Raw genomic sequence first — 21,156 nt, forward strand, 5'->3', positions numbered from 1 at the left:
GGCGCGGTACCGGGCGGCGCGGACCCGGCAAGATCCGAAAGAGACGGCCTAGTGGTCGATGCCGAGTGGTGCCGCGGCGGCTGCCAGCTCCGCTCCGGCGTTCAGGCCCACCTCGGTCAGCCTGCGCAGCGGGTCCATGACCCGGTGCAGCAGCGGGAGCCCGACCACCTGGGCCAGGCCGCCCAGCGGGATGGTCTCGACAGCCCGCGCCCGGACGGCGGGGTCGGGGCCCGGGGAGCCTGCCGGTGCGAGATCCGGGGCGGCGGAGAGCCGTTCCAGGGCGATCCCGTACAGCACGGCGGCCGTCCAGGCCGCGACCGCGTGGTGGATCTGCAGTCCGGCGTTGGCGAGATCACGCAGCAGCACCGCGGGCGTCGGCTCGCGCCGTGCCAGCTCCCTGACCCGGCTCGGGTCGATTCCCAGCGCCCGGACGCTCTCGTCCCAGTAGGTCTTCACATACCTGCCGTCCGGGCCGTCGGGGGTGATCCCGTAGACGTGCCCCTTGAAGAAGTGGGGGTAGAAGTCCAGCGCTCCGAGCGTGACCTGGCTCCCCCGGCCGCCCGCCGCGTCGTCGGCGAAGCAGGGCGAGAGCCGGGGCCCTTGTACGTCGTTGCCCACCAGGCTGTCGCCGCCCTTGTGCTCGACCAGGTTGGGCACGGCGATGAACAGGGCCGTGTTCCGCTCCCGCAGGAACGCGGCGAGAGCCTCGTCGTCCGGGGGCGTGTCATGCGAGAGCAGCCGCTGTGCGTAGTCGGCGAACTCGCCTGCCAGGGCACAGGGCAGTGACACGGCCAGTGAGGGTGCGTACTCGTCCGGGATCGCCCTGGCCCAGCCGGCGCCGCTGAGCGCGGCAAGCCGCACGGCCGAACCGTTCCAGTGGTTCCAGTTGCTGTAGAAGGCGATCGGGTCGGTGGGGCGGTTCTCGATGGCCTCCGCGACCAGGTCCAGGAAACCGTTCGCGGGGAGCACGTCGTCCTGGAGTACGAGCCGGTGGCTCGCTTCGCCGTACGGCCCGGCCCAGGCGCACGCCGCGGTGCGCAGGGGGCTCGGCGGCCCGTCCGGATCCGGATCGAGGACGAGCAGTTGGTCATCGGTGCGCAGTTGGGCCAGCAGGGCCTCTGCCTGGTTCCGCCGCCGGGGATGAGCCATGACCCTGATGCCGGGGTATCGGGCCGTACGGGGGCCGTGTGCACCGGCCGAAGACTCGGTCATTTCACGTCCTTGGTGGATACGGGGGCGCGGCTTTCGTCCTGGCTGCTCCCGGGGGCAGCCGGTTCGTCGCTCCGGTGGTCCGCCGCAGGAGCGTCCGGTTGCTCCTCGGTCTCGGCGGGAGCGACCCGGTACGCGGTGGCCTGGATCCCGATCGCCGCGAGCAGTGCGATCCCGCCGAACGCGGTGCACACCCACAGGGCCCCGCGGTCCAGCACGAACCCTGCCAGCAGGGGGATGAAGAGGCCGGAAACCGCCCATGAGAGCTGGAAGAGCGACATGTACCGGCCACGGATCGCCGCGGGCGCACTGCTCGCCACCAGGGCGTTGGCCGCGGGCAGGCTGATCATTTCGCCCAGCGTGAAGACGAGCATCACGGGGACGAGCAGGACGATCGCGGTGGTGGCCGGCAGCTTGGTGACCAGGTACAGCCCGGCGAAGACCACGACGAAGACCAGTCCGGCCCTTACGATCAACCGCGGCCGCGGGACATGGGAGACCTTCGCCGTCACCGGCATCTGCGCCAGCATGATGGCGACGCTGTTGATGCCGAGGAAGAGGGCCGGAGCCCAGCCGGGCAGGTCCATGATCTCCACGGCGTAGGCGGGCAGGATCGTCGCGGGCAGCGCCCAGGCGAAGGTGAGGAGCATGAAGGAGAAGCAGAACCCGGTGAACGCGTGGTCCTTGAACGCGGCCCGCCAGCCGAGCTCCCCCTCCTCCTCTCCCGCCTTCGGGGCGGGTCGGTCCGTCGAGACCCGTACCCCGGCGAGGAGCACCGCGGCGACGAGCGACGTGATCACGTTCAGGGCCAGCACCAGGTCCGCGGCTCCGTGGCCGAAGGCGACGGTCAGTCCCGAGCTCACCAGGGCTCCGGTGGCCACGGTGAAGTTCTTGATGGTCCCGACCGTCGCGTAGGTGGCGTCGAGCGTGCGCCCCGACGCCAGGTCCACGACGATCACCGGCCAGCTCGCCCAGTACAGCCGGTCTCCGGCCATCACCAGGAACGTCGCCAGCGCGATCAGTGTCCATGTGGAGGCGAACGGGTAGAGGCCGTAGCCCACAGCCGTGACCAGATTGCTGGTCACCAGCACGGTCTTCGGGGAGAACCGGTCCACGAGCCAGCCGGCCAGCAGAGCCATGGGAAGGGCCGCGAGCGTACCGGCGCTGACCGCCGAGCCGATGGCCGAGAAGGACAGTCCGGTGCCGAAGGAGAAGTAGAGGAACGCCAGCGGGGCGAACAGGCCCCAGCCGAAGGTGTCGATGAAGACGGAGGAGAAGATGCGGCCGCGCTGCGGGATGCGGGGCAGACCCAGATCGATCACACCGTGTCCTTCCCCGGCTCCGGTCGTACCGTGTGCCATGTGTCGCGGCCGGTCGCCAGCTCCCAGACCGCGCGCCAGGCGGACGTCGACTCGAGGAGCTCGAACGGCAGCAGGAAGACCCAGCCCGAGCCCACCCTGAGTACGTCCCACACCGGATCGCGGGAGACGCTGCGGATGCGCAGCGCCTCACCGGCGAGCAGCGCGGCAGCGGGAACGCGCAGCGAGCGGTAGCGCACGGCTCCGGCCATCACCGGCAGCACGCTGAGCTGGCCGAGCAGGCTGAGGGTCATCAGCGCCACGGCGGTCCGCGGCTGCGTCGGCAGCGGCGCCCCGCGCAGCAAGCGGAATCCGATGTCCAGTTGGCCGCGGATCCATCGGGTGCGCTGGCGCAGCGCGGGCCCGACCACCGAGGTGCGGGTCCCGTACGAGAAGGAGACGATGCGCCCCATGCGCACACCGGCGGCGGCAGCGCGCACCGCCCACTCGTACAGCTCCTCGACGCCGTCCTCGCAGAGCGGTCCGACGTCGATCAGAGCCTTGCGACGAAAGTAGATCGAGCTGCCGAGCAGCATGTGCATGCCCGTACGGCGGTTGACGTACTCCATGGCGCCGAAGAACGCGGCCGACTGCGCGAGCGTGACGCGGTTGACCAGGTCGCCACCCGCCTCGGGCAGTTCGATGGCGTCGACGACATCGAGGTCGCGGGCGTCGAGCGCGGCCACGGCCTGGCGGATCTGATCCGGGTCCGGGACCGTGTCCGCGTCGTAGACCGCGACGATCGGGTCATCGACCTCGCGCAGCGCATGGTTGAGGGCCTTGGCCTTCGGTGTCATCGAGGGGACTGCCACGACCCGCAGCTCACCGCCGAAGCCCGCCCGCGCCGACGCGGCGACGGTCTCGGCGGCCGCCACGTCCTCGGGGCGCCGGGCGTCGACGAGCCAGCGCACGGACAGTCTGTCGTGCGGATAGTCCAGGAACTGGAGCATGCCGGCGGAGCGCCGCAGGATCTCGGCGGTCTCCCGGTAGAACGGGATGAGGATCGTGACCGGGGGCAGTTCCGGCACGTCGGTCCGGGGCTGCTCCTGAGGTGCGAGACGGGCGTTGGGGAGGAGAAATCCAGTCACTGTGTCCCTCTGGTCCAGGCGGCGGGCCGGAGTTCGACCCGCAGATCGCTTCCGATCCGCTCCACCGCAGTGATGCGCAGGCGTTGTCCCTCATCGATCGACCCGACTCCCAGCTCTCCCGTGGCACTCATGCCCTCGGAGCCCAGCAGCAGCGGCGCGATGTAGGCGACGACCCGGTCGGTGAGCCCTGCGCGGACGAAGGCGGAGGCGAGCGCCGGGCCTCCCTCGACCAGCACGGACCGCACTCCCCGTTCGTGGAGCGCTTCGAGCAGGGCGAGGGGTGGGAAGCGCCCGTGCGCGTCGGTCTTCAGACGCAGGACCTTGTCCTCGTCGATACCCGTGAGCGCGGTTCCGGGCTCGGTCACCACGAGCGTCGGGATGTCACCGTCCAGCAGCCGGGAGTCCGGCGGCAGCTCGCCGCGGGCGTCCAGCGCCACCCTCAGGGGAGGGTGCCCCACGACGCCGTGGCGCAGGTCCAGTCGGGGGTTGTCCGCACGCCAGGTACCCGACCCGACGAGGATCGCGTCGTGCCGGGCGCGCAGTTCATGCGCGTCCGCCCGGGACTCTGCAGAGCTGATCCAGCGGGACGATCCGTCGGCGGCGGCACTGCGGCCGTCCAAGGTGGTGGCGAACTTCCAGGTGACGAAGGGCCGTCCGGTGCGTACAGCGGTGAGCCACATCTCCAGGACGGTCTCGGCCTCGGCCTGGAGCACCCCGCCGACGACCTCGATGCCGGCGTCCCGCAGTCGTCGCGCTCCGCCGGCCGCGACCCGGTTCGGGTCCGCCACTGCGTACAGCACCCTGCGGACCCCGGCTTCGATCAGAGCCGTGGAGCACGGGCCCGTACGCCCCTGATGGTCGCAGGGCTCCAGGGTGACCACGGCGGTGGCGCCGCGCTGCCGGCCGCCCGCCTGCTGCAGCGCGGCGACCTCCGCATGCGGGGTGCCGGGCCCTCGGTGTACGCCGGTTGCGACGGTGGCACCGTCCACGTCGAGGATCACACAGCCGACCGCCGGGTTCTCACCGGTCGACCCCACCTGCGCCGCGGCGAGTTCCAGAGCTCGGCGCATGGCATCCAGCTCCCACGGGGCGGCGGCGCCCGCGGAGGAAGCCTGCGCCTCAGACTTCGAGGGCATGACCGGCTCGTTCGCGCTTGGCCGTCAGGTATGCGTGGTTGTTCTCGTTGACAAAGGTCCCCGTGGTGACGACTTCGGCGATGGCAACGCCGTGCGCACGCAACTGACTTGCCTTCTCCGGGTTGTTGGAAAGGAGCCGGATCTCGGGCACGCCCAAGGCCCTCAGCATTTCGGCAGCCACCCGGTAATCCCGCATGTCGTGACCGAAGTTGAGCACCGCGTTCGCTTCGAAGGTGTCCAGACCACTGTCCTGCAGCACATAGGCATCGAACTTGTTGTAGAGGCCGATACCGCGCCCTTCCTGTCGCAGATACAGGATGATGCCGCCTTCGTGCGAGCAAATGGCGAGGGCCTCATGGAGTTGTGGCCCGCAGTCACAGCGCTGCGAACCGAACACGTCGCCGGTGAGGCATTCGGAATGCACCCTCACCAGCGGATGGCTCCTGTTCTGCCATCCCGGCATGAGCAGGGCGACGTGCTCGCGACCGTCATGCAGCCCATGAAAGGTGACCATGGTGCTCGCCCGGCGTCCCAGGCCGGGAACATCGATCGGAACCTCGACCCGCGCCCTCACGCGAACGGACTCCGCGGGCGCAATGATCACGCCATCTTTTCCTTCTGTGCGCATGCCTGACCACCCTGCAGCTGGATTTGCGAATAGGAAATGCCGAGCGGAGCGGGGGTCATCCCCATTGCGAGTCGTCCGCCCCGGCGGCGGAGACAGACACCTCGGACCGGGGCTCGTGGGAGCTTGCAGCGAGCGATCCGAAAAGAATCAGAACCGAAAGGACAAACGCACCGACCACCCTGCGAAGATTCTTGCTGTTAACCATTCCATTACCCCTTGATTTCCCACCGTTGACGCCGGGACAAGTTGCCGCGGCGCTTGATGAGAATCTTGCTGCTCAAATCAATCTGAGAACAGAGGAGATTTGTGGCATGATCGTGCATCGCAAGAACCTGAAGGATGTGCAGATGTGTATCAAAGCGGACATGTGTGACGATATCCAGGCGCCTGAGATCTGCGAGAAAGGGCTCAAGTTCTATGCGCGAATTTTGAAAGGACACTCAATAATTCAGCAGCCCCCTGAGTGCCTGACGCGCCTGGGACTTCTGCGGCGGACAGCCGACAATCGACTGGTCGCCATTCAGCCCGGGCTGGCCGCCAGCGGTCTTTTGCGACCCATGGAAGCGGCCATCGACCGCCAGCGTCACGCCCTCGACTCGGTCCGCGCATCGATACTCCGCGCCGAGGAGGTCTACCGCGACAGTTACCGCGAGGACGGCGTCCAGGCGGCCCGTGTCATCAGCGGTGCGGACATCATCAGCACCACCCTCGCCTCCGCCGTGGAGTCCTGCCAGGAGGAGCTCCTCACCGCCCACCCCGGTGGCGGCCGGCCGCAGGAACTCCTGGCGAAGGCCCTGGACAGCGACCTGCCGGCACTGCGGCGCGGGGTGCGGCAGCGCACGATCTACCAGCACACCGTCCGCACCCACAGCCCCACCCTCTCCTACGTGGAGCAGATCTCCGCCGCAGGGGCAGAGGTGCGAACGCTGGACGATGTCTTCGACCGGATCATCGTGTGCGATCAGCGCATCGCATTCGTTCCCGACCCGGGTGAGCAGCGGAGTCAGACCGCCTTGGCGATAGAGCACCCGGGGCTGATCCGATACCTCATCAAGATGTTCGAGCACGCCTGGGAACGCGCCACCCCCCTCCAGTACTCGCCTGGCGCGCACCGACCGCCGCTGCTCGCCGATGAAAAGCGCCGGGCCGTCCTGCAGCTCATGGTGAACGGCTACACCGACGAGGCCATCGCCGGGCGGCTCGGCATGAGCGTCAGAACCGTGGCCACCCACGTACGCAAGGCGACGGAGATCTTCAACAGTCGAAGTCGCGCTCAGCTCGCCTATCTCATCGCCAAAGCCGGCTTTCTGGACGAAGGGATCGATGCTTGACGCCGCGGTCTCCCTCCGCACCCGGCACCGGTGATCGCGGGTGGACGGTGCATCCTGGCGAGTCCTGGACGGTGCATCAGGTGGCTCCGATACTGGGCCATGTCGGGCGGTTCGCGCACCTGCTTGGGGAGTTGTCGTGAGTCCTGGGGTTCGGCGTGGGGTGGGGGCCGTCGCGGCCGTGGCGGTGGCGGCCCTGGTGAACATCGCTACGGGCTGGTTCGCCGACGGGGCTGTGGTGTGGTGGGTTTCGGGTGGGGTTCTGCTGGTGGTCGGGATCGCCGTCCAGTGGTGGCTGACGTCGCCCCCGCAGGGCGATGGGGCGAGGTCGGTTTCCGCCTCGGGCCAGGGTGCTGTGGCTGCGGGAGGCTCGGCCCGTGACGTGTCGACCACGTTCCTGCGTCGAGGTGCAAGGCGGCCTGCGCGGCGGGGTTCCGGTGAGCAGGCCGAGCATCCAGGTGGCGTGTCCGCGTCGGGCGACGGGTCGGTGGCCGCTGGTGCGGATGCGACCGGGGTGCGTACCGAGGTCACGGACGACGGCCGTCCGGCGTGAGGCTTCCGTGGCCCGCCCGGCGCAAGAGCGGGGTGTCGGCGTCGGGGGACGGCGCGGTCGCCGCGGGCAGGGATGTGATCAACCCTCGTACGGCGGTCCACTATCACCTCCACCGTCCTGCGGAGTCTGCTGGTCCCGGGAGTGGCGACATCGCGCCCGCCGTCATCTTCGAAGCCCGGCCCCTCTACCCCCGCCTCGAGCTCTCCATCATCAACAGAGGTCGGACACCGATCCAGATAACTTCGATCCGTGTCATCAAAGCGTCCTCCATCAAGGCTGCCCATCGCGGTGACGGTGTGGATTTCCTGCCGGGCCCCCGTCTGAATCTCGACTTCGACCTCCGAACGGCGGGACAGGGCACCTGGACTTCGGCATTTCCCGGACAGGTATCGAACCTCGCACCTTATGAGGCGGAAGCGTTCGTCTTGGACCTGTCCACCAGAAACACGCTCAATCTCGTCGATATTGAATTCGAGTACATCCACTCGCTGACGCCGCACGTTCTGGTCGCCAGACCTTCCGAGATCATTTACGTCGACAGCCCCATCCCGAATGAGGGCTACGCCGGATCGATTCAGCTGATCTCCCGGTCGGCGGCATTCTCTTCACTCCTCGACGGATCGACTGCCCCCATCCATGGCCCCGCCATAGAATCCTGCCCGGAAGACGCAGGCATTCTCTTCCTCAGGGGCGTGGCGCATCTGTGCCATGACCATGTCGCCGATGGATGGCACGATGTGGTGAACCATTTCGAAGGCTCTTCCGGGCTCGGACCGGCGGTCGCCTCATTTGCGGAATTCGGTCAGGCTTGCGGCCTGCCGGACTCGGTACGCGACGGGCTGGAAGCGTGGCTGGGCGACCCGGCCGCGATACGCAGGGCGCCGATCTGGGACAACGAGTCGCATGCCGGGATAGTCGAGAAGTACCTGATCACGGAATTCCCTTCGCAGCTGGGCTCCCAAGAATTCACGATCACCCGGAGGGCCGTTCAGTGCTTCGAGCTGCTCGACTCGACCCTCACCGTCGACAAGGACGAAGGGCCCTCCGATGGCGATTTTTCTGAGTTTGCACGATATATTGCAGCGGAATCTGCCTTACAGATGACTCGGGAAGCCATCCTGCATCGGCTCATCGCATGCTACGGCGCAGGAACAGTCGAGTACCTCCTGGTCAATCTCAGGCTCTCGTCGCTCGGTGAAGTCCTGATGGAGCGCCTTCTTGAGGAGGTTCTCGGCAACGCGGCCCCTCCTCCAGGTCCATCGTCGGGTTCGGGTCCCATTCAAGAACGGTGGCGAGCGTGGTGGGAGTCGCAGGGCGATGTCCCGGTCCACTCGAAGCTGGGGTGGCGCCCGCTGTCTCCGCGTACCGCCGCCGCGGCGAGCGCGCTCTTTGCACGCACTCCAGAAGACGTACCCACCGCCAGGGATGGGCTCGTGATGCTGGCGGTCGCCCGCAACCCGTACATCGTCGATCGCTTCGCTTCGGAACTCATCAGGGCACCCGAGGTACAGATCCGACGAGAACTGGCGATGAGCCGCCATGTGTCTGCGAGGACACTGGAGATCCTCGGGCGGGATCCGTCTTCGATGGTCCGTCGATGGGTTGCCTCGAACCCCAACGCGGACGACACGACGCTGGCCGTCCTCCGCGAGGACGAGGAGGAGATCGTACGCTCGTTCCTCCACCAGAACCCGCGCCTCCCGGACGACTGAGTGGGCTTCCCACGTGGCACGTTCGGTGAATTCTCCGTCAGGAGTTCTGAGCCTCGATGTGCGCGGCCGACCTGGCGGCCTGCTCGATCTTCGCGCAGTGGGCTGCACGGGCTTCCTCGTCGATCTGCCTCTCGTGTTCGGCGCGCAACCCGGTCCGGCCGTCGACGCCCTCGCGCAGGACATCGGCTTGCCCGGCATGCCGGATGGACTCGCCGAGGACATGGACCATGATCGCGAACAGGTTCGTGCCGGCATACGGCTCCGGCCACCACGGCACGCGGCCGGGGGCGTCGAGGGGAAGCTCGTCGATCGTCGCGTCCGAGTGTTCCCACGTGCGCCGGTAGAACCTGATGATCTGGTCGCGGGTCTCGTCCTCGGTCGCCCACAGATCGCTGCCGTCGGAGTCCTGCCACCGGGGCAGCGGTTCCGGGGAGGGGCGCTCGAAGACCTCGCCGAAGTACCTGGCCTCGACGGTGGCCACGTGTTTGACCAGGCCGAGGAGGTTGGTCCCGGTCGCGGTCAGGGGCCGGCGGGCGTCGTATTCGGACAAGCCGTCGAGTTTCCAGAGCAGCGCCTCGCGGTCCCGCCGCAGTCTGCCGTGCAGGTTGCGCTTCGCGAATTCATCGATCATGCGGCACGAGCCTGCCACGGGCTGCTCGCCGTCTCAAGATCCCGTACGTGGTCCACGACGACGCAGGGCCCCCGGCCTGGCCATGGCCGCCGCCCTGACCTGCTACGAGCAGCCCGCGAAACAGGCAGCACATCCACCCTGCGGAAGATCGTCACGGTAGCGTGACCCTCTGCTGTACGGGGTGGCCAGGTGTCCGGCCGGTCCGTGCGGGGGCTTTCGACGGAGAGTGATGAGGATGCATGAGTGAACTGACGAAGCCCGAGGTCGACGTTCCGAAGGGTGAGGCTCCTACGGAGCTGACCATCCGGGACCTGGTCGTCGGGGACGGGCCCGAGGTGAAGCCGGGCATGGTGGTCCGGGTCCACTACGTCGGGGTGACCTTCGCCTCCGGGAAGGAGTTCGACGCCTCCTGGGACCGGGGCCAGCCGTACAAGTTCGCCCTGGGCAGTGGCAAGGTCATCAAGGGCTGGGACCGGGGGGTGAGGGGGATGAAGGTCGGCGGCCGGCGCGAGATCATCGTCCCCCCGCGCCTCGGCTACGGCAACCAGTCACCCTCGCCGTTGATCCCGGCGGGCTCGACCCTGGTCTTCGTGGTGGACCTGGTCGACTCGTACTCCAGCACGACCGGGTGGAGCAACACCCAGTGACCCTGGGCCGCTCCTAGGCAGTGTCTGAATTTGACGTGCGCCGGCGGCGTGCTGGTGATCACGCCCATCCGCTCCCACGCCGCCTCCGTCAACTCACCTCGGCCTGCCACAAGATCACTTCTTTCAGACAGGCCTTAGCATGGGCACGCCATCCCCCGTGCCGTGTCCAGCCGACGGAAGACACCCATGCGCCTCCAGCGGATATCCGCCGCGACCGCGGCCCTCGCCGCGCTCACCACCTTCGCCACCGCCTGCGAGGACTCCCCCTCCGCGAGCGCTGGGGGCGCCGCCCCCGCCTCCCCCACGGCCGCCGGCGCCACGCTGGCCGGGGCGCAGGCCCACGTACAGCAGTACACGTCCTGCGAGAATCTCAGCACCGACCCGAACGACAGCCGGGTTCCGCTGAGCGGGTTCATCGGCGCCGGGGACTGGGGCATCACGGAGCGCGGCGTCTGCACGGACAAGAAGGCGCGGGGCGAGATCGTCCTCTTCCTGACCCCGGACATGAAGGCCTTCCAGCAGGCCGCCAAGGACCACACCGCGAAGCTGCTCGCCGAGGGCCGAAACGACACCGACCTCGCCAGTCGCACGGTCGTGGGCAAGAACTTCGCCCTGACCGCGCTCGAGACCGCCACCGCCGTATCCCTGGTCGACCCGCCCAACTCCGACCTGCGCATCCTGAGCTGCAACCCCGACGTCTTCGTCCCGCAGGGGTTCAAGAAGGAGAAGGCCCTGGTCGAGGGCTGCTTCCTCACCGACTACGTCAACAGCCCCGACGGCCAGGGCAGCCCCCACCGCGGGGCGGTCCGCGACCCCTCCACCGTGGGAGCCGCGAAGCCGGGCCAGCCGTCCACCGGCAGCCTGGGCCTGCCGAGCGCCGGCAGCATCGCCGAGCTGAAGAAGCTCGTCAGCCCGCACACGGTCGACTGCACGAGCATGAAGGTCACCGACGAGCAGGTGCAGTCGATCGACTACATCCCGGTCGTCGACGGCCCCGCGATCGCTTGGGGCGTCAAGCAGCGAGCGGTCTGCGGCCAGCTCGGCGGGGAGCAGCGCGCGCACAACCTGAACTGGCTGGACACCGTCTCCGACATGAAGACCCTCCAGACCAAGGCCAAGGCGGCGCAACTGGCCGACCTGCAGGACGACGGGCGCCTCAAGGCCACTGCGAGCAAGCTGCTGGTCGGCACGGACATCGCCGTGGAGACCAACAACGCGAACGTCCGCCGCGGGCTGTACCAGCTCCAGTTCCTGTACCTGAACTGCGAGACCGGCTTCACCGCCCCGGCCGGCCACCGGCTGGAGAAGGCCCAGGTCGAGGGCTGCGTCCTGACCAACTACGAGCGCCCGAGCTGACACACGGCCGTCCGGGGCGTGCGCGGCGCACCCTGTCCGAACGGTTGCGATGCACGGCGGTCTTGGTCAGCGGGCGAGTACGTGGCCGTCGTGGGGGCGGTGGTCGCGGGAGCGGCGCAGGTCGGTGGTGACGTAGGTGCGTTGCAGCCAGCGGTCCGCTCCGTCGTAACGGGGCTGGAAGGCGGTGCGGCCGTGAACGGTGACGCGGTTGTCGATGACGACCAGGTCACCCGGCGTCAGGCGCAGGGTGCGGGCGGTCGCCTCGCAGGCGCGGCCGAATTCGGTCAGCGCCTCGGCGGCCCGCGGGGTGAGCGGGGTGGTGACGAGTTGGGCCATCCGTATGTCGGGATCCTCGGCCGATCCCGACAGCACCGGCCGGGGCTCGACGCCGGGCCCGGTCGCCGCGGTGCCGGGGCTGAAGGAGGGTGGCGGCGTGGTGATGAACTCCGGTGCGAACAGGGTCCGGCGGGCGGCCGGGGTGAGGAGCGGCAGGGCTCGGCGGATGCCGGCGACGCGCATGCCCGCGCGCCGGTCGTGGTCGGCGCGCAGGCACAGGAAGACCACGTAGTCGGGCGGGTGGGGGTGGAAGCCGTTCTCCGTGTGGAAGGACAGCGGCACCGATCCGGCATTGCCGTGGAAGCTCTCCTGCCCGGGTACGGGCACGACGTCCTGCACGAGGGCACCGGATTTCTCCGCCCGGTAGGCGAGCGGCTCGCCGAGCCCGCAGGCCACCATGGTGAGCACCGCCGCCGGGACGGTGGCCCGGCGCTGGACCGAGCCGGGTACGGACGGAGTCGCGGGCAGGGCCGCGCGATCGACGGGCAGGCCGCCGATCACCAGGGTGCCGTGCGGGCCGGAATGCCTTCGGAACCGGCGCACCCCACGGCGCAGCGGTAGCGGGAGGTCCTCCCAGGCGTCCCGGGCCCCAGCCACCCACTCGTGGCTGTCGACCTGATCGTGCCCGCCGGTGCACAGGGTGCGGGCCAGTCGCCCGCACGCGTCGGCATCGGCCGGGTCGAGTGCCCAGTCAGCGGCGACGGCAGAGCTTCGGGTGGTGCCGGGCGTCGTCTCGGGCATCGGGGTCTCCTGCCGGAAGTGAGGGCGGCGGACACGCGGACTCACGCGTGGCGCAGGCCGGCCACGGCGTCGGCGATGTAGTGGTCCCCGAATCGGATCAGCGGGGCGTACTGGGCCGCGCGGCGATGGCGCATGAGCCGCAGTTCGGCGACGGCGTTCTCGGGGCCTTCGGGTTTCTGAGCGATGGAACGACGCAGGTGCACCATCGAGTACGCGAGGGTGACGTGCCGTTCACCGTCCACGATGTCGGCTTCCAGCAGTGCGCCCCGCGCCTCGGCCAGTTGCGGGGCGCGGGCCGCCAAGTGCTCGTAGGAGTCGGGAACCACGGACAGCAGATCCCTCATCTCCGCCCGGAACAGCTTGTATCCGCGGTGCTGGCGCCCGCTCAGCGGGGCGTCCACCGACGGAGGCGCCATGGTGTGGCGTATCTCCGCCATGTAGTAGTCGGCCGGGACCGTACTGGCGTGGGTCATGGCCGCCGGGAAGCCCCGCACGTACACCGTCGCATCTGCCAGCCGCAGCAGGGCGGCGTCGCCGTCGCCGTGCCGCAGATGGCGGGTGGCGTCGGCCACGGCAACCGCGGCGCAGACGTTGAACAGGACGTGGACCTGGTGCCCGATGAGCCACCGGGCACTCCACACGCCCTCCAACGCCGCCCCCGCAGGCGCTTCGGGGGCGGCGACCGGCGGTACGGGGTCAGGGGCGGAGCCCGGCGCCGCGCCGGTGAGGTCGAGCACCGCCTGCCGCATCCCGGCCACCTCCAGCGCCAGGTCGGCACCTGACAGCGGGGCCTCGCACAGGTCTTCCAGGCCGCGGTGGACGACCAGGACGCCGTGCAGGGCGGCCTGCTGATCCGACAGTTCCTCCTCACGGACCCGGAAGAACGACTGGCTGGTCGACTCCGGGGGCAGGTCCTCACCGGCCACGGCCGGAGCCAGAGCCGACAGCGCGGCCACCAACTCACCTGCGGTCGCCGCGGCTTGCCGCAGCGCGACGGTCCTCTCGTCAGGTCTCGCATGGGTCGCCAACCCGGCCAGCACGCCCGCGGTCCGCTTCGCCTCGGCATCGACCCGCGGGCCCAGCAACGGGACGGACCGCCCGCCTCGGGGCTCTCGGAAAACAGCGACAGCAGGATGACCGGCGACCGGCGATAAGCCCATGGTTGAAGTACTTCGCCACGAACGCTGCATGCGAAACCCGATCTGCAAGACCAGTCCCGTTCGGTGTCACCTGTCCAGGTGGGCGAGGAGGAGGTTGGGGTCCTTGGCCGTGACGTAGGCGGCGCTCAGGACGTAGACGGTGTCGCCGCGCAGGGCGACGGACGTGGGGTTCTGCAGGCCGTCGGCAGCGGTCAGGACGGTGGAGCGGGTGCCGTCGGGCTGGACGAGGGCGACCTCGCCGGGACCGTTGAGCGCGGCCAGGATCTGATCGCCCCGGCCGGTGAAGGCGAAGTCGTCGATACCGGTGAGACCGGTGGCCCGGGTCTGGACCGCGCCGGCCCGCCCGTCCCGGAGGATGGGGATGCGAAGGAGGGTGCCCCGGTCGAGGTTGGTGGCCCACAGTGCCCCGTTGCGGATCTTCAGCCCGTTGGCGCCGAGGAATCCGGTGGAGGCCAGTTCGGGGGCGGTGGACCAGGTGCGGGGGGTACCGCCGCTCGTGGGCACGCTCGAGATGGTGCCGAGGACGGAGTCGGTGACGTAGAGGGTGTGGGTGCGCGGATCCAGGGTCAGGCCGTTGGGCAGACCGGCCGCGGGGAGCGCGGCGATGCGCTGCGGTTCGCCGCCCGGGCGCAGCCGCCACAGGCCGGTCAGGTCGGCGGTACCGGTGGCGTACAGGAAGTACAGGGTGCCGTCGTGCGCGCGGACGATCCCGGTGGTCAGGGCGAAGCCCAGGACCGGGGTGTGGATGCCGCCGTCGGCGGGTGCGGGCAGGGTGGCGAGGATCCGGGTGGTTCCGCGGGAGTCGATGCGGGCGACCTGGCGGGCGGCGGCGAAGGTGACGTACGCGCTGCCGTCGGGAGCCAGGGCGATGTTCTCGGGCATCTGGTGCCGGGTCAGGTCGAAGTGCGCGGCGATGCGCGTACAGCTCAACGGGGCGGAGGCGGCCGATGCCACGCCGGGGCCGGTTGCGACGGCGGTGGCCGCGGTCAGCACGGCGGCTGACAGGGCGGTCTTGGACCACTTGTTCTTGAACACGGGTTCCTTCACTCACTGGTTGTGGGCATGCGGCAGCGGTACGCCGACGCGCAGGGGTCTGGGGAGGTTTCGGCCGGGACGTCGTGCGCCGGTCAGCCGGCGTCGGCGAGGGCTCCCGGTCGCGCCGGGGCATCCTGGGGGCCGATGTGGGCGAGGAGGGACAGCGCGGTCCGCGCGGGAGAGCCGGCCTCCGTGGTGGCGACCACGATGTTCTGGCCGGGGCCCTGGCTCAGGGTCTGCTGGGTGACGGTCAGCGGGCCGAGCAGCGGATGCCGCATCTCGTAGGTGGCGACGGTGCATGCCTTGACGCGGTGGTCGGCCCACATCGAGGCGAAGTCGGCGCTCTTCGAGCTCAGTTCACCGACCAGCGTGTGGAGGGCGGTGTCGTCCGGATACCGGCCCGCCACCAGGCGCAGATTCCCCACCACGGCCCGGGCCTTGGCCGGCCAGTCCGCGTACAGGTCACGGGTGTGCGCGTCGAGGAAGACCAGCCGGGCCATGTTGGGCCGCTGCGCCGGCCGGTCGACGGAGCCCGGGTCCAGGTGTCCGGCGAACAGGGCGTGGCCCAGCCGGTTCCAGGCCAGGACGTCGCTGCGGCGGCCGGTCACGATCGCGGGAACGTCGGCCAATGCCTCCAGGAGCTGGCCGGTCGCCTCCGTCACCCGTTCCGGGGCGGGCCGCCGGCCTCGGTCAGGGCGCTGGGCGGACGACCGGGCCAGGTCGTGCAGGTGCAGGCGCTCGGTCTCCTCCAGCCGCATGGCCCGGGCGATGGCGTCCAGCACCTGCGGTGAGGCGTTCAGGGACTGCCCCTGTTCCAGGCGGGTGTAGTAGGAGGCGCTGACACCGGCCAGCAGCGCCAGTTCCTCGCGCCGAAGGCCCGGCACGCGCCGCCGCTCCCCGTAGGTGGGCACTCCGATCTCCTCGGGCAGCAGCTGGGAGCGTCGTGTCTGCAGGAATTCCCCGAGCTGCACTTTTCCGTTCATGGATCCGAGTATGGGTCGGGCCGAAGCGCACAGCCTGACCCTGGCGGGGGTAGGCACCGGGCCCCGGGGCGGGTCCGGGTTCGGGTCCTGGTTCGGGTCCTGGTTCGGCGGCCGCCCGTCCGGTGGTCATCGGTCATCGGTCATCGGTCATAGGGAGATCCTCACCTCCCCGTTGGGAAGGACGCACAGGTACACGGCGTCGAGGACCGTGCCGATCGGCGGGAAACGGTCCGGGGTGACGTGTTCGCGTCCATCGGTCAGATTGATGAAGTCGATGAACGCGGGCCTCCCCGGCTGCGGGGAGAGCAGTTCCACCTCCACCCCGAACCGGTGCCTATGGCCCGTGACCACGCAGCGCACCGGCTGGAGGAACTCCAGCTCGCCGTACGGTTCGGCCGACTCGTCACTCACCAGCGAAGCTCCCTGCTCGAAAACTGCCGTGCGCGGTACGGAGGCGACCGTTAGGGTCGTCCGCATGTGTTTCGTCATCCACAACTGGCAGGCCCTGCGCACCCGGTCGACGCGCTGACCGTGGTGTCGGCCGTTGCCGACGCCGGGTCCCGCGTCCACCGTTCACCTCAGGATGACGAGGATCTCCATCATGCGCGCAGATTCGCGCCCCACTTTCGTATGTGTTCACGGCGGCTCCAGCAATGCCCGGGCCTGGGGCCCGTTGCAGAACGAGCTGGCCCTGCTCGGCTACCGTTCGCACGCCGTCGACCTGCCCGGTCACGGCGACCTCGCCGATACGCCTGCCGCCTACTACCGGCAGCCCCAGGACCTTGCGGCGCTCGCTGCCGCTCCCTCCGCGCTGCGCGGTGTCACGCTGAAGGACAACGTGCGCCACGTGGTGGACACCCTGCGGCGGCTCGCGGCGTCCGGGCCGGTCGTCCTGGTCGGCAACAGCCTCGGCGGTCTGACCGTCAGCGCTGTCGCCAACGCCGCACCGGAGCTGCTGACCCGGGTGGTCTACCTCTCCGCGCTCTGCCTCAGCGACCCGGCGATGCTCACCGGGGCGTGGGACGGGGCCGACGACAGCCTGCTGGACGCCGCAGTGGCCCGGATCGCCGTGCCGGGCGTACGCGATCCGGGTGTGGTCCGGCTGAACTGGCGGGCCGCACACGCCGATCCGGAGCTGTTCGGCGCACTGAAGGCCGCTGTCATGGCCGACTCGACCGACCACCAGTTCCGGCTGCTGCTCGACTCCCTGGACCCGGACGAGACCTACTCGGCGATGGAGCCGGGTGCACTGGTCCGGGCCGATGCGTGGGGGCGGGTGCCGCACACCTACGTCCGGCTCTCCGCCGACCGGAGCCTTCCCCTGGCGGTCCAGGACCAGATGATCCGCGCGGCGGACGCGCTGACCCCGCACCACCCCTTCGACGTGCACACCCTCGCGGCCTCGCACATCGGCTACTTCAGCCGGCCGCAGGTCTTCGCGGAGCTCCTGGCGAGCCTCGTCTGAGACACCCCCGCGCCCCGGCCGACCGGGGCGCGGGGCACACCCGCGCTCGCTCCGCCGGCCGCGGTTGTGCCGGCAGCCCTGGCGCGATCACGGCCCGGTCTGTGATACTCGATCTTGATTGTCGACGGTGGAACGAGGAAGCCGGTGTGATTCCGGCACGGTACCGCCACTGTGAAGGGGGAGCGACTCCACACTGCCACGACTCCGTACGGGGGTCGGAAGGCGTGGAGGAGCCAGGATCCCGAGTCAGGAGACTCACACCGTCGAACCTCAGCAACCGGGGCGGATTTCCCCGAGAGAGGCCGGTGGTACCCATGTGCCAGTACCCGTACGGCGATTGCGCACTGCGCAGCGGCGACAGATCCACGGCGGTCCGCTCCGCCCGGCCGAGACGCCGCGGCAACCACGCGCCGCACCTGAACGTCTCCGCGTAACCACTTCTCCCTGATAACCGCCCGACGCGTGTGCGACTGCACCCCGGGCTTCTTCGGCGCGCCCTGGAAAAGAATAAATGGAATGACGCGTTTCACCGAACTCCCTTGGGAGGGGGTTGACTTCCGCTTCGCGATCGCTAAATGATCGTCGGGCAATACCAACTGTTCACCCAACTCCCGTGTCGGTGACGCGGGAAGAAAAGAGGGAGAGAGATGGCAAGCACCGAAGGAAAGAAGCTCCAGAAGTCCGACATCGACACGCTGAAGGCGCTGATCGGCAACCTGGAGAACGCCTCGGGCAAGAAGCCGAAGGCGGCCAAGGGCACCAAGATGTTCCACCACTACACCCGTTGATCCTCGTGATCGGGTGATCTCTCCGGCCGGAAGCCTTCAGGCTTCCGGCCGGAGTCCCGGCGAAACCGACCGGTGCAGGCAGCGCACAGGAGGCCGACCATGCAGCTTGGATTTCTCGGGCACAACGGATTCGCGGTGGGCGACCAAGGTGCCCCCGTACTGATCGATGCAATTCTGCTTCCGAGATACGGCGAGGAATACACGTCCAGTCCGGTGGAGATCTACCCGCCCCGGAAGATCACGCACGACCTGATGCCCACGCCGTCGGCAGTCGTCATCAGTCATGAACACTCCGATCACTATCACCTGCCGTCCCTCGACAAGCTGGACCGGTCCGTCCCGGTCGTCGTGGGGCCCCTGATGATCGACCGGGCGGTCGAAGCCGTCGAGGCGCTGGGCTTCACCGTCCACCGGCTGGCATTCGGCGAGACCCATCAGTACGGAACAGTCCTGATCACCCTCTTCCCGCCGGGGGCGGACACCGTCCTGTGGGAGAGCCGGGTGAGCCAGGTGTACGTCAGGGACGCCGAGGACCCGGAGATCGGCGGGATCTACCTCGGCATCGACGCATTGATCTCCGACGAGTTCGTGGCGCAGGTCGAGGACGGCTCGCTGCCCAGGCCGGCGGCCGTGGCGGTGAGCAACAACGCGCAGATCACGCCCCCCGGGGTGTTCGGCTCGCTGGACAACCTCGGCTCCACGGACTTGGCCGAGCACCAGGGCAGGCGAGGTGCGTTCGCCGGGCTGGAAATCCTTCAAGGCATCATCGCCGAAACAATTCGTCAGACAACCGTCTTCCAGGGAAGCCATTTCCTCGTCTGCGGAGGAGGGTTCCTGAAGGACTATGAACAGATGGGGCCTTTCCCTTTCTCCGAACAGAAGACCCTGGCAGAACTCGCCTCCCGGCTCATGCGCTGGGTGGACGTAGCAGGACCTGAACCGGGAGATCTCGTCGAGGTCGACCCCGACGGAATCCGCCGTATCGGGGAACTGTCCTGGCTGAAGACCGACCGCCGACGCTTCGCGGAGCTGCAGAACCGACGGGAGACCTTTCTCCGGTCGGGTGAATCCATCCCGCTGCGCCAGATCATTCCGTCGGGTAGTGCGGAGCAGGAACAAGCAGCCCTCCATGACATCGAGAAGGAGCTGACCTATCTCGCCCGGGTCATTCTGCTGTCTCCGCTCGGCCAGGACCTGATTCGGTCCGCCCGCTCGGGAACCCACGGCGTCCGGCCTCTGGTCCTCAAGCTTCTCGGGTCCCATTCCGGGGACACGTCACTGGCATTCGACCTCACCCACGGCGCCTTCGTTCCCGTCGAGGACATCCCGCTGGCCGACGCGCTCCGCACGTATCCGTACGGCATGGTCGTCCACGCCGGCGACCTCGCGGGCGTACTCCGCGGCAGCCTGCAGATCTGGGACATCGTCGGAATCGCCCTGCATTCCTGGTACGCCAACGATGCTTTCGGATCGCCGGTCGCCCTGCTGTTCGACGCACTCGGCGAACAGGCGCGTCCGGACATCAGCTGCCAGGTGTACGACCTGCAACTGGAAACAGTCGAGAAGGGGATCGAATAGAGATGCCGGACGCCATCACGTTTCTCGGGCAGCAGTCATGGCTCGTGGAGGTCGGGGGGACCCGGATCCTGGTCGACCCGGTGGTCGAAGCGTCCTTCGGGCACTCGCCCCGGCTGCGCTTCGAGATCCACCCCGCCCGCCGGATCGACCTGGACCTGATGCCCCGGGTGGATGCCGTGGTCGTCACCAACGAACATCTCGACCACTTCCATCTGCCCTCGCTGCGGCGCCTGCCCGCCGGCGTACCCGTCGTCACGCACCGGTTGATGCCCAAGGTCTGCACCGATGAACTCGAAGCGCTCGGACGGGAGGTACACCTTCTCCACCACGCCGAGACCCTGAAGATCGGCGGCGCCGAACTGTCGCTGCTTCAGGGCGACCCGGACGTGCCGGTCTGGGAGAGCCGGGTCACGAGCCTCTACGTGAAGCCCGTCGGCGCCGCGGGCGGAGGCGTCTTCATCCAGTCCGACACGGCCGTGAGCCAGGACGTGCCGGCCGACTGCACCCCCGAGGTGTTCATCGCCACGCACAACGCACAGGTGCCGCCCGCCGGTGAACTCGGCGCCTTCGACAACCTGCTGCCCTTGCCCGAGGCACAGGCGCCGGAGGTCGCCGGACTCGATCTGCTGTCCTCCCTGCTGAACGACACCGCGGCGCAGTTCCCGTCCGTACGGCTCTTCGCCCTGAGCGGCGGCGGCTACGTGCAAGTGCCCCGAAAGCACGGGGAGTTCCTGTGGAACGACTTCGGGCAGCTGGAGGAGATCGCCAACGCGCTCTCCATCGACAAGCAGCTGATCGGGCTGGCACCCGGCGAATCGGCCGTGTACGAGCGGGACGGGGCCGGCAAGGCCGACAAGGCCGGCGTGCCGTGGATCACCAGGACCGAACCGACCGTCCCCGTCGAGCCGTCGGACAGGCAGGCGCGCGGTGACTTCGACCCGGCCACCCCGATGCCCCCGGTCTTCGAACGCACCGCCGGCGAAGCGGACATGCGCCTCATCCATGAAGAACTCGCCGGGCTGGCCCCGTTGATCATGCTCTCCCCGCTCGGCCGGGAGCTGGTCAACACCAACGACTACCTCGGGCAGCCGACCGGCCCCCTGCGGTTCGCGGTCCATCTGCGCGGAACGCCCCAAGGGGACGTGGTCCACGCCCTCAACCTGAACAGCGCGCGGTTCGAGCCCCAGCCCGGGGGCTTGCGGGACGCCCTCTTCACGATTCCCAGTGGCATCGACGTCAACAGCGTCGACCTCGTCTCCGTACTGCGCGGTGAGATCCACATCTGGGAGCTCGCCGTGAGCCGACTGCGCCAGTGGTACGTGGGAGACAGGATGGACAGCCCGGTCGCCTTCCTCTACGGAGCCCTGAGCGAGCAGGTGCGCCCGGACCTCGCCGCCAGCCTCTACCGGTCCCTGCGGACCTGA

19 protein-coding genes and 1 riboswitch are annotated in these 21,156 nt (G+C 69.0%); of the genes, 8 read left to right on the forward strand and 11 right to left on the reverse strand.

Going from position 1 to position 21,156, the window contains the following annotated elements; genetic code table 11:
* Positions 1–48 precede the first annotated feature (48 nt).
* Genes IO30_RS0111115 through IO30_RS0111135 form a run of 5 tightly spaced genes read right to left on the reverse strand, consistent with a single transcriptional unit; the run spans position 49 to position 5,419 of the window.
* Positions 49–1,212 carry a hypothetical protein gene (locus IO30_RS0111115; protein WP_031141809.1) on the reverse strand — a complete coding sequence of 388 codons (1,164 nt, stop codon included), beginning with the start codon at positions 1,210–1,212 and terminating at the stop codon, positions 49–51.
* Positions 1,209–2,531 carry an MDR family MFS transporter gene (locus IO30_RS0111120; protein WP_031141811.1) on the reverse strand — a complete coding sequence of 441 codons (1,323 nt, stop codon included), beginning with the start codon at positions 2,529–2,531 and terminating at the stop codon, positions 1,209–1,211. Before IO30_RS0111120 ends, IO30_RS0111115 begins: the two co-directional genes overlap by 4 nt.
* Positions 2,528–3,655 (reverse strand): glycosyltransferase family 2 protein, encoded by a 1,128-nt coding sequence (locus tag IO30_RS0111125; protein ID WP_031141813.1) that lies wholly within the window; start codon positions 3,653–3,655, stop codon positions 2,528–2,530. Before IO30_RS0111125 ends, IO30_RS0111120 begins: the two co-directional genes overlap by 4 nt.
* On the reverse strand, positions 3,652–4,791 hold the full coding sequence (gene ribD / locus IO30_RS0111130; RefSeq protein WP_342449976.1) for a bifunctional diaminohydroxyphosphoribosylaminopyrimidine deaminase/5-amino-6-(5-phosphoribosylamino)uracil reductase RibD: 1,140 nt from the start codon (positions 4,789–4,791) through the stop codon (positions 3,652–3,654). Before ribD ends, IO30_RS0111125 begins: the two co-directional genes overlap by 4 nt.
* Positions 4,775–5,419 carry a GTP cyclohydrolase II gene (locus tag IO30_RS0111135; protein WP_031141816.1) on the reverse strand — a complete coding sequence of 215 codons (645 nt, stop codon included), beginning with the start codon at positions 5,417–5,419 and terminating at the stop codon, positions 4,775–4,777. Before IO30_RS0111135 ends, ribD begins: the two co-directional genes overlap by 17 nt.
* 311 nt (positions 5,420–5,730) lie before the next feature.
* Between IO30_RS0111135 and IO30_RS0111140 the strand changes: the two genes are divergently transcribed.
* Together IO30_RS0111140 and IO30_RS0111150 are read left to right on the forward strand one after the other, a co-directional pair.
* Positions 5,731–6,750, forward strand: coding sequence for a helix-turn-helix transcriptional regulator (locus IO30_RS0111140; protein WP_234321841.1), 1,020 nt, complete (start codon positions 5,731–5,733; stop codon positions 6,748–6,750).
* Positions 6,751–7,596: 846 nt separating this feature from the next.
* Complete coding sequence (locus IO30_RS0111150; RefSeq protein WP_209439890.1) at positions 7,597–9,012, forward strand: hypothetical protein; 1,416 nt, start codon at positions 7,597–7,599, stop codon at positions 9,010–9,012.
* Positions 9,013–9,049: 37 nt separating this feature from the next.
* On the opposite strand, the gene IO30_RS0111155 is transcribed toward IO30_RS0111150, so the two are convergent.
* The gene (locus IO30_RS0111155) at positions 9,050–9,643 is read right to left on the reverse strand and encodes a DinB family protein (RefSeq protein WP_031141820.1); all 594 of its coding nucleotides are present in this window, start codon (positions 9,641–9,643) and stop codon (positions 9,050–9,052) included.
* 239 nt (positions 9,644–9,882) lie between these two features.
* Between IO30_RS0111155 and IO30_RS0111160 the strand changes: the two genes are divergently transcribed.
* A complete protein-coding gene (locus IO30_RS0111160; RefSeq protein ID WP_051859639.1) occupies positions 9,883–10,290 on the forward strand; it encodes an FKBP-type peptidyl-prolyl cis-trans isomerase in 408 nt (135 codons plus the stop codon).
* A gap of 186 nt (positions 10,291–10,476) precedes the next feature.
* Complete coding sequence (locus tag IO30_RS0111165; protein WP_031141822.1) at positions 10,477–11,646, forward strand: hypothetical protein; 1,170 nt, start codon at positions 10,477–10,479, stop codon at positions 11,644–11,646.
* Between the two features lie 66 nt (positions 11,647–11,712).
* Here IO30_RS0111165 and IO30_RS0111170 read toward each other — a convergent pair whose 3' ends face one another.
* From IO30_RS0111170 to IO30_RS45320, 5 genes are all read right to left on the reverse strand, one after another.
* Positions 11,713–12,723: a clavaminate synthase family protein gene (locus IO30_RS0111170; RefSeq protein ID WP_031141823.1), complete on the reverse strand. Its 1,011-nt coding sequence runs from the start codon at positions 12,721–12,723 to the stop codon at positions 11,713–11,715.
* A 41-nt stretch (positions 12,724–12,764) separates the two neighbouring features.
* The gene (locus IO30_RS44540; protein ID WP_234321840.1) at positions 12,765–13,679 is read right to left on the reverse strand and encodes a hypothetical protein; all 915 of its coding nucleotides are present in this window, start codon (positions 13,677–13,679) and stop codon (positions 12,765–12,767) included.
* 270 nt (positions 13,680–13,949) lie between these two features.
* The gene (locus IO30_RS0111180) at positions 13,950–14,918 is read right to left on the reverse strand and encodes a hypothetical protein (RefSeq protein ID WP_031141826.1); all 969 of its coding nucleotides are present in this window, start codon (positions 14,916–14,918) and stop codon (positions 13,950–13,952) included.
* A gap of 92 nt (positions 14,919–15,010) precedes the next feature.
* On the reverse strand, positions 15,011–15,901 hold the full coding sequence (locus IO30_RS0111185) for a helix-turn-helix domain-containing protein (protein ID WP_031141828.1): 891 nt from the start codon (positions 15,899–15,901) through the stop codon (positions 15,011–15,013).
* A 147-nt stretch (positions 15,902–16,048) separates the two neighbouring features.
* Positions 16,049–16,312 carry a hypothetical protein gene (locus IO30_RS45320; RefSeq protein WP_157853181.1) on the reverse strand — a complete coding sequence of 88 codons (264 nt, stop codon included), beginning with the start codon at positions 16,310–16,312 and terminating at the stop codon, positions 16,049–16,051.
* A 190-nt stretch (positions 16,313–16,502) separates the two neighbouring features.
* On the opposite strand from IO30_RS45320, the gene IO30_RS0111195 reads away from it, so the two are divergent.
* The 4 genes from IO30_RS0111195 (at position 16,503) to IO30_RS0111210 (ending at position 21,156) form a co-directional block, all read left to right on the forward strand.
* Complete coding sequence (locus IO30_RS0111195; RefSeq protein ID WP_031141832.1) at positions 16,503–17,366, forward strand: alpha/beta fold hydrolase; 864 nt, start codon at positions 16,503–16,505, stop codon at positions 17,364–17,366.
* A 108-nt stretch (positions 17,367–17,474) separates the two neighbouring features.
* Positions 17,475–17,645: riboswitch (cobalamin riboswitch) on the forward strand.
* Positions 17,646–18,013: 368 nt separating this feature from the next.
* Complete coding sequence (locus IO30_RS45325; protein ID WP_157853183.1) at positions 18,014–18,154, forward strand: hypothetical protein; 141 nt, start codon at positions 18,014–18,016, stop codon at positions 18,152–18,154.
* Between the two features lie 99 nt (positions 18,155–18,253).
* Positions 18,254–19,732 carry an MBL fold metallo-hydrolase gene (locus tag IO30_RS0111205; RefSeq protein ID WP_078904633.1) on the forward strand — a complete coding sequence of 493 codons (1,479 nt, stop codon included), beginning with the start codon at positions 18,254–18,256 and terminating at the stop codon, positions 19,730–19,732.
* Between the two features lie 2 nt (positions 19,733–19,734).
* Positions 19,735–21,156: an MBL fold metallo-hydrolase gene (locus tag IO30_RS0111210; protein ID WP_031141835.1), complete on the forward strand. Its 1,422-nt coding sequence runs from the start codon at positions 19,735–19,737 to the stop codon at positions 21,154–21,156.

It is taken from the genome of Streptomyces xanthophaeus (assembly GCF_000725805.1).
GTDB classification, from domain to species: Bacteria; Actinomycetota; Actinomycetes; order Streptomycetales; family Streptomycetaceae; genus Streptomyces; species Streptomyces xanthophaeus.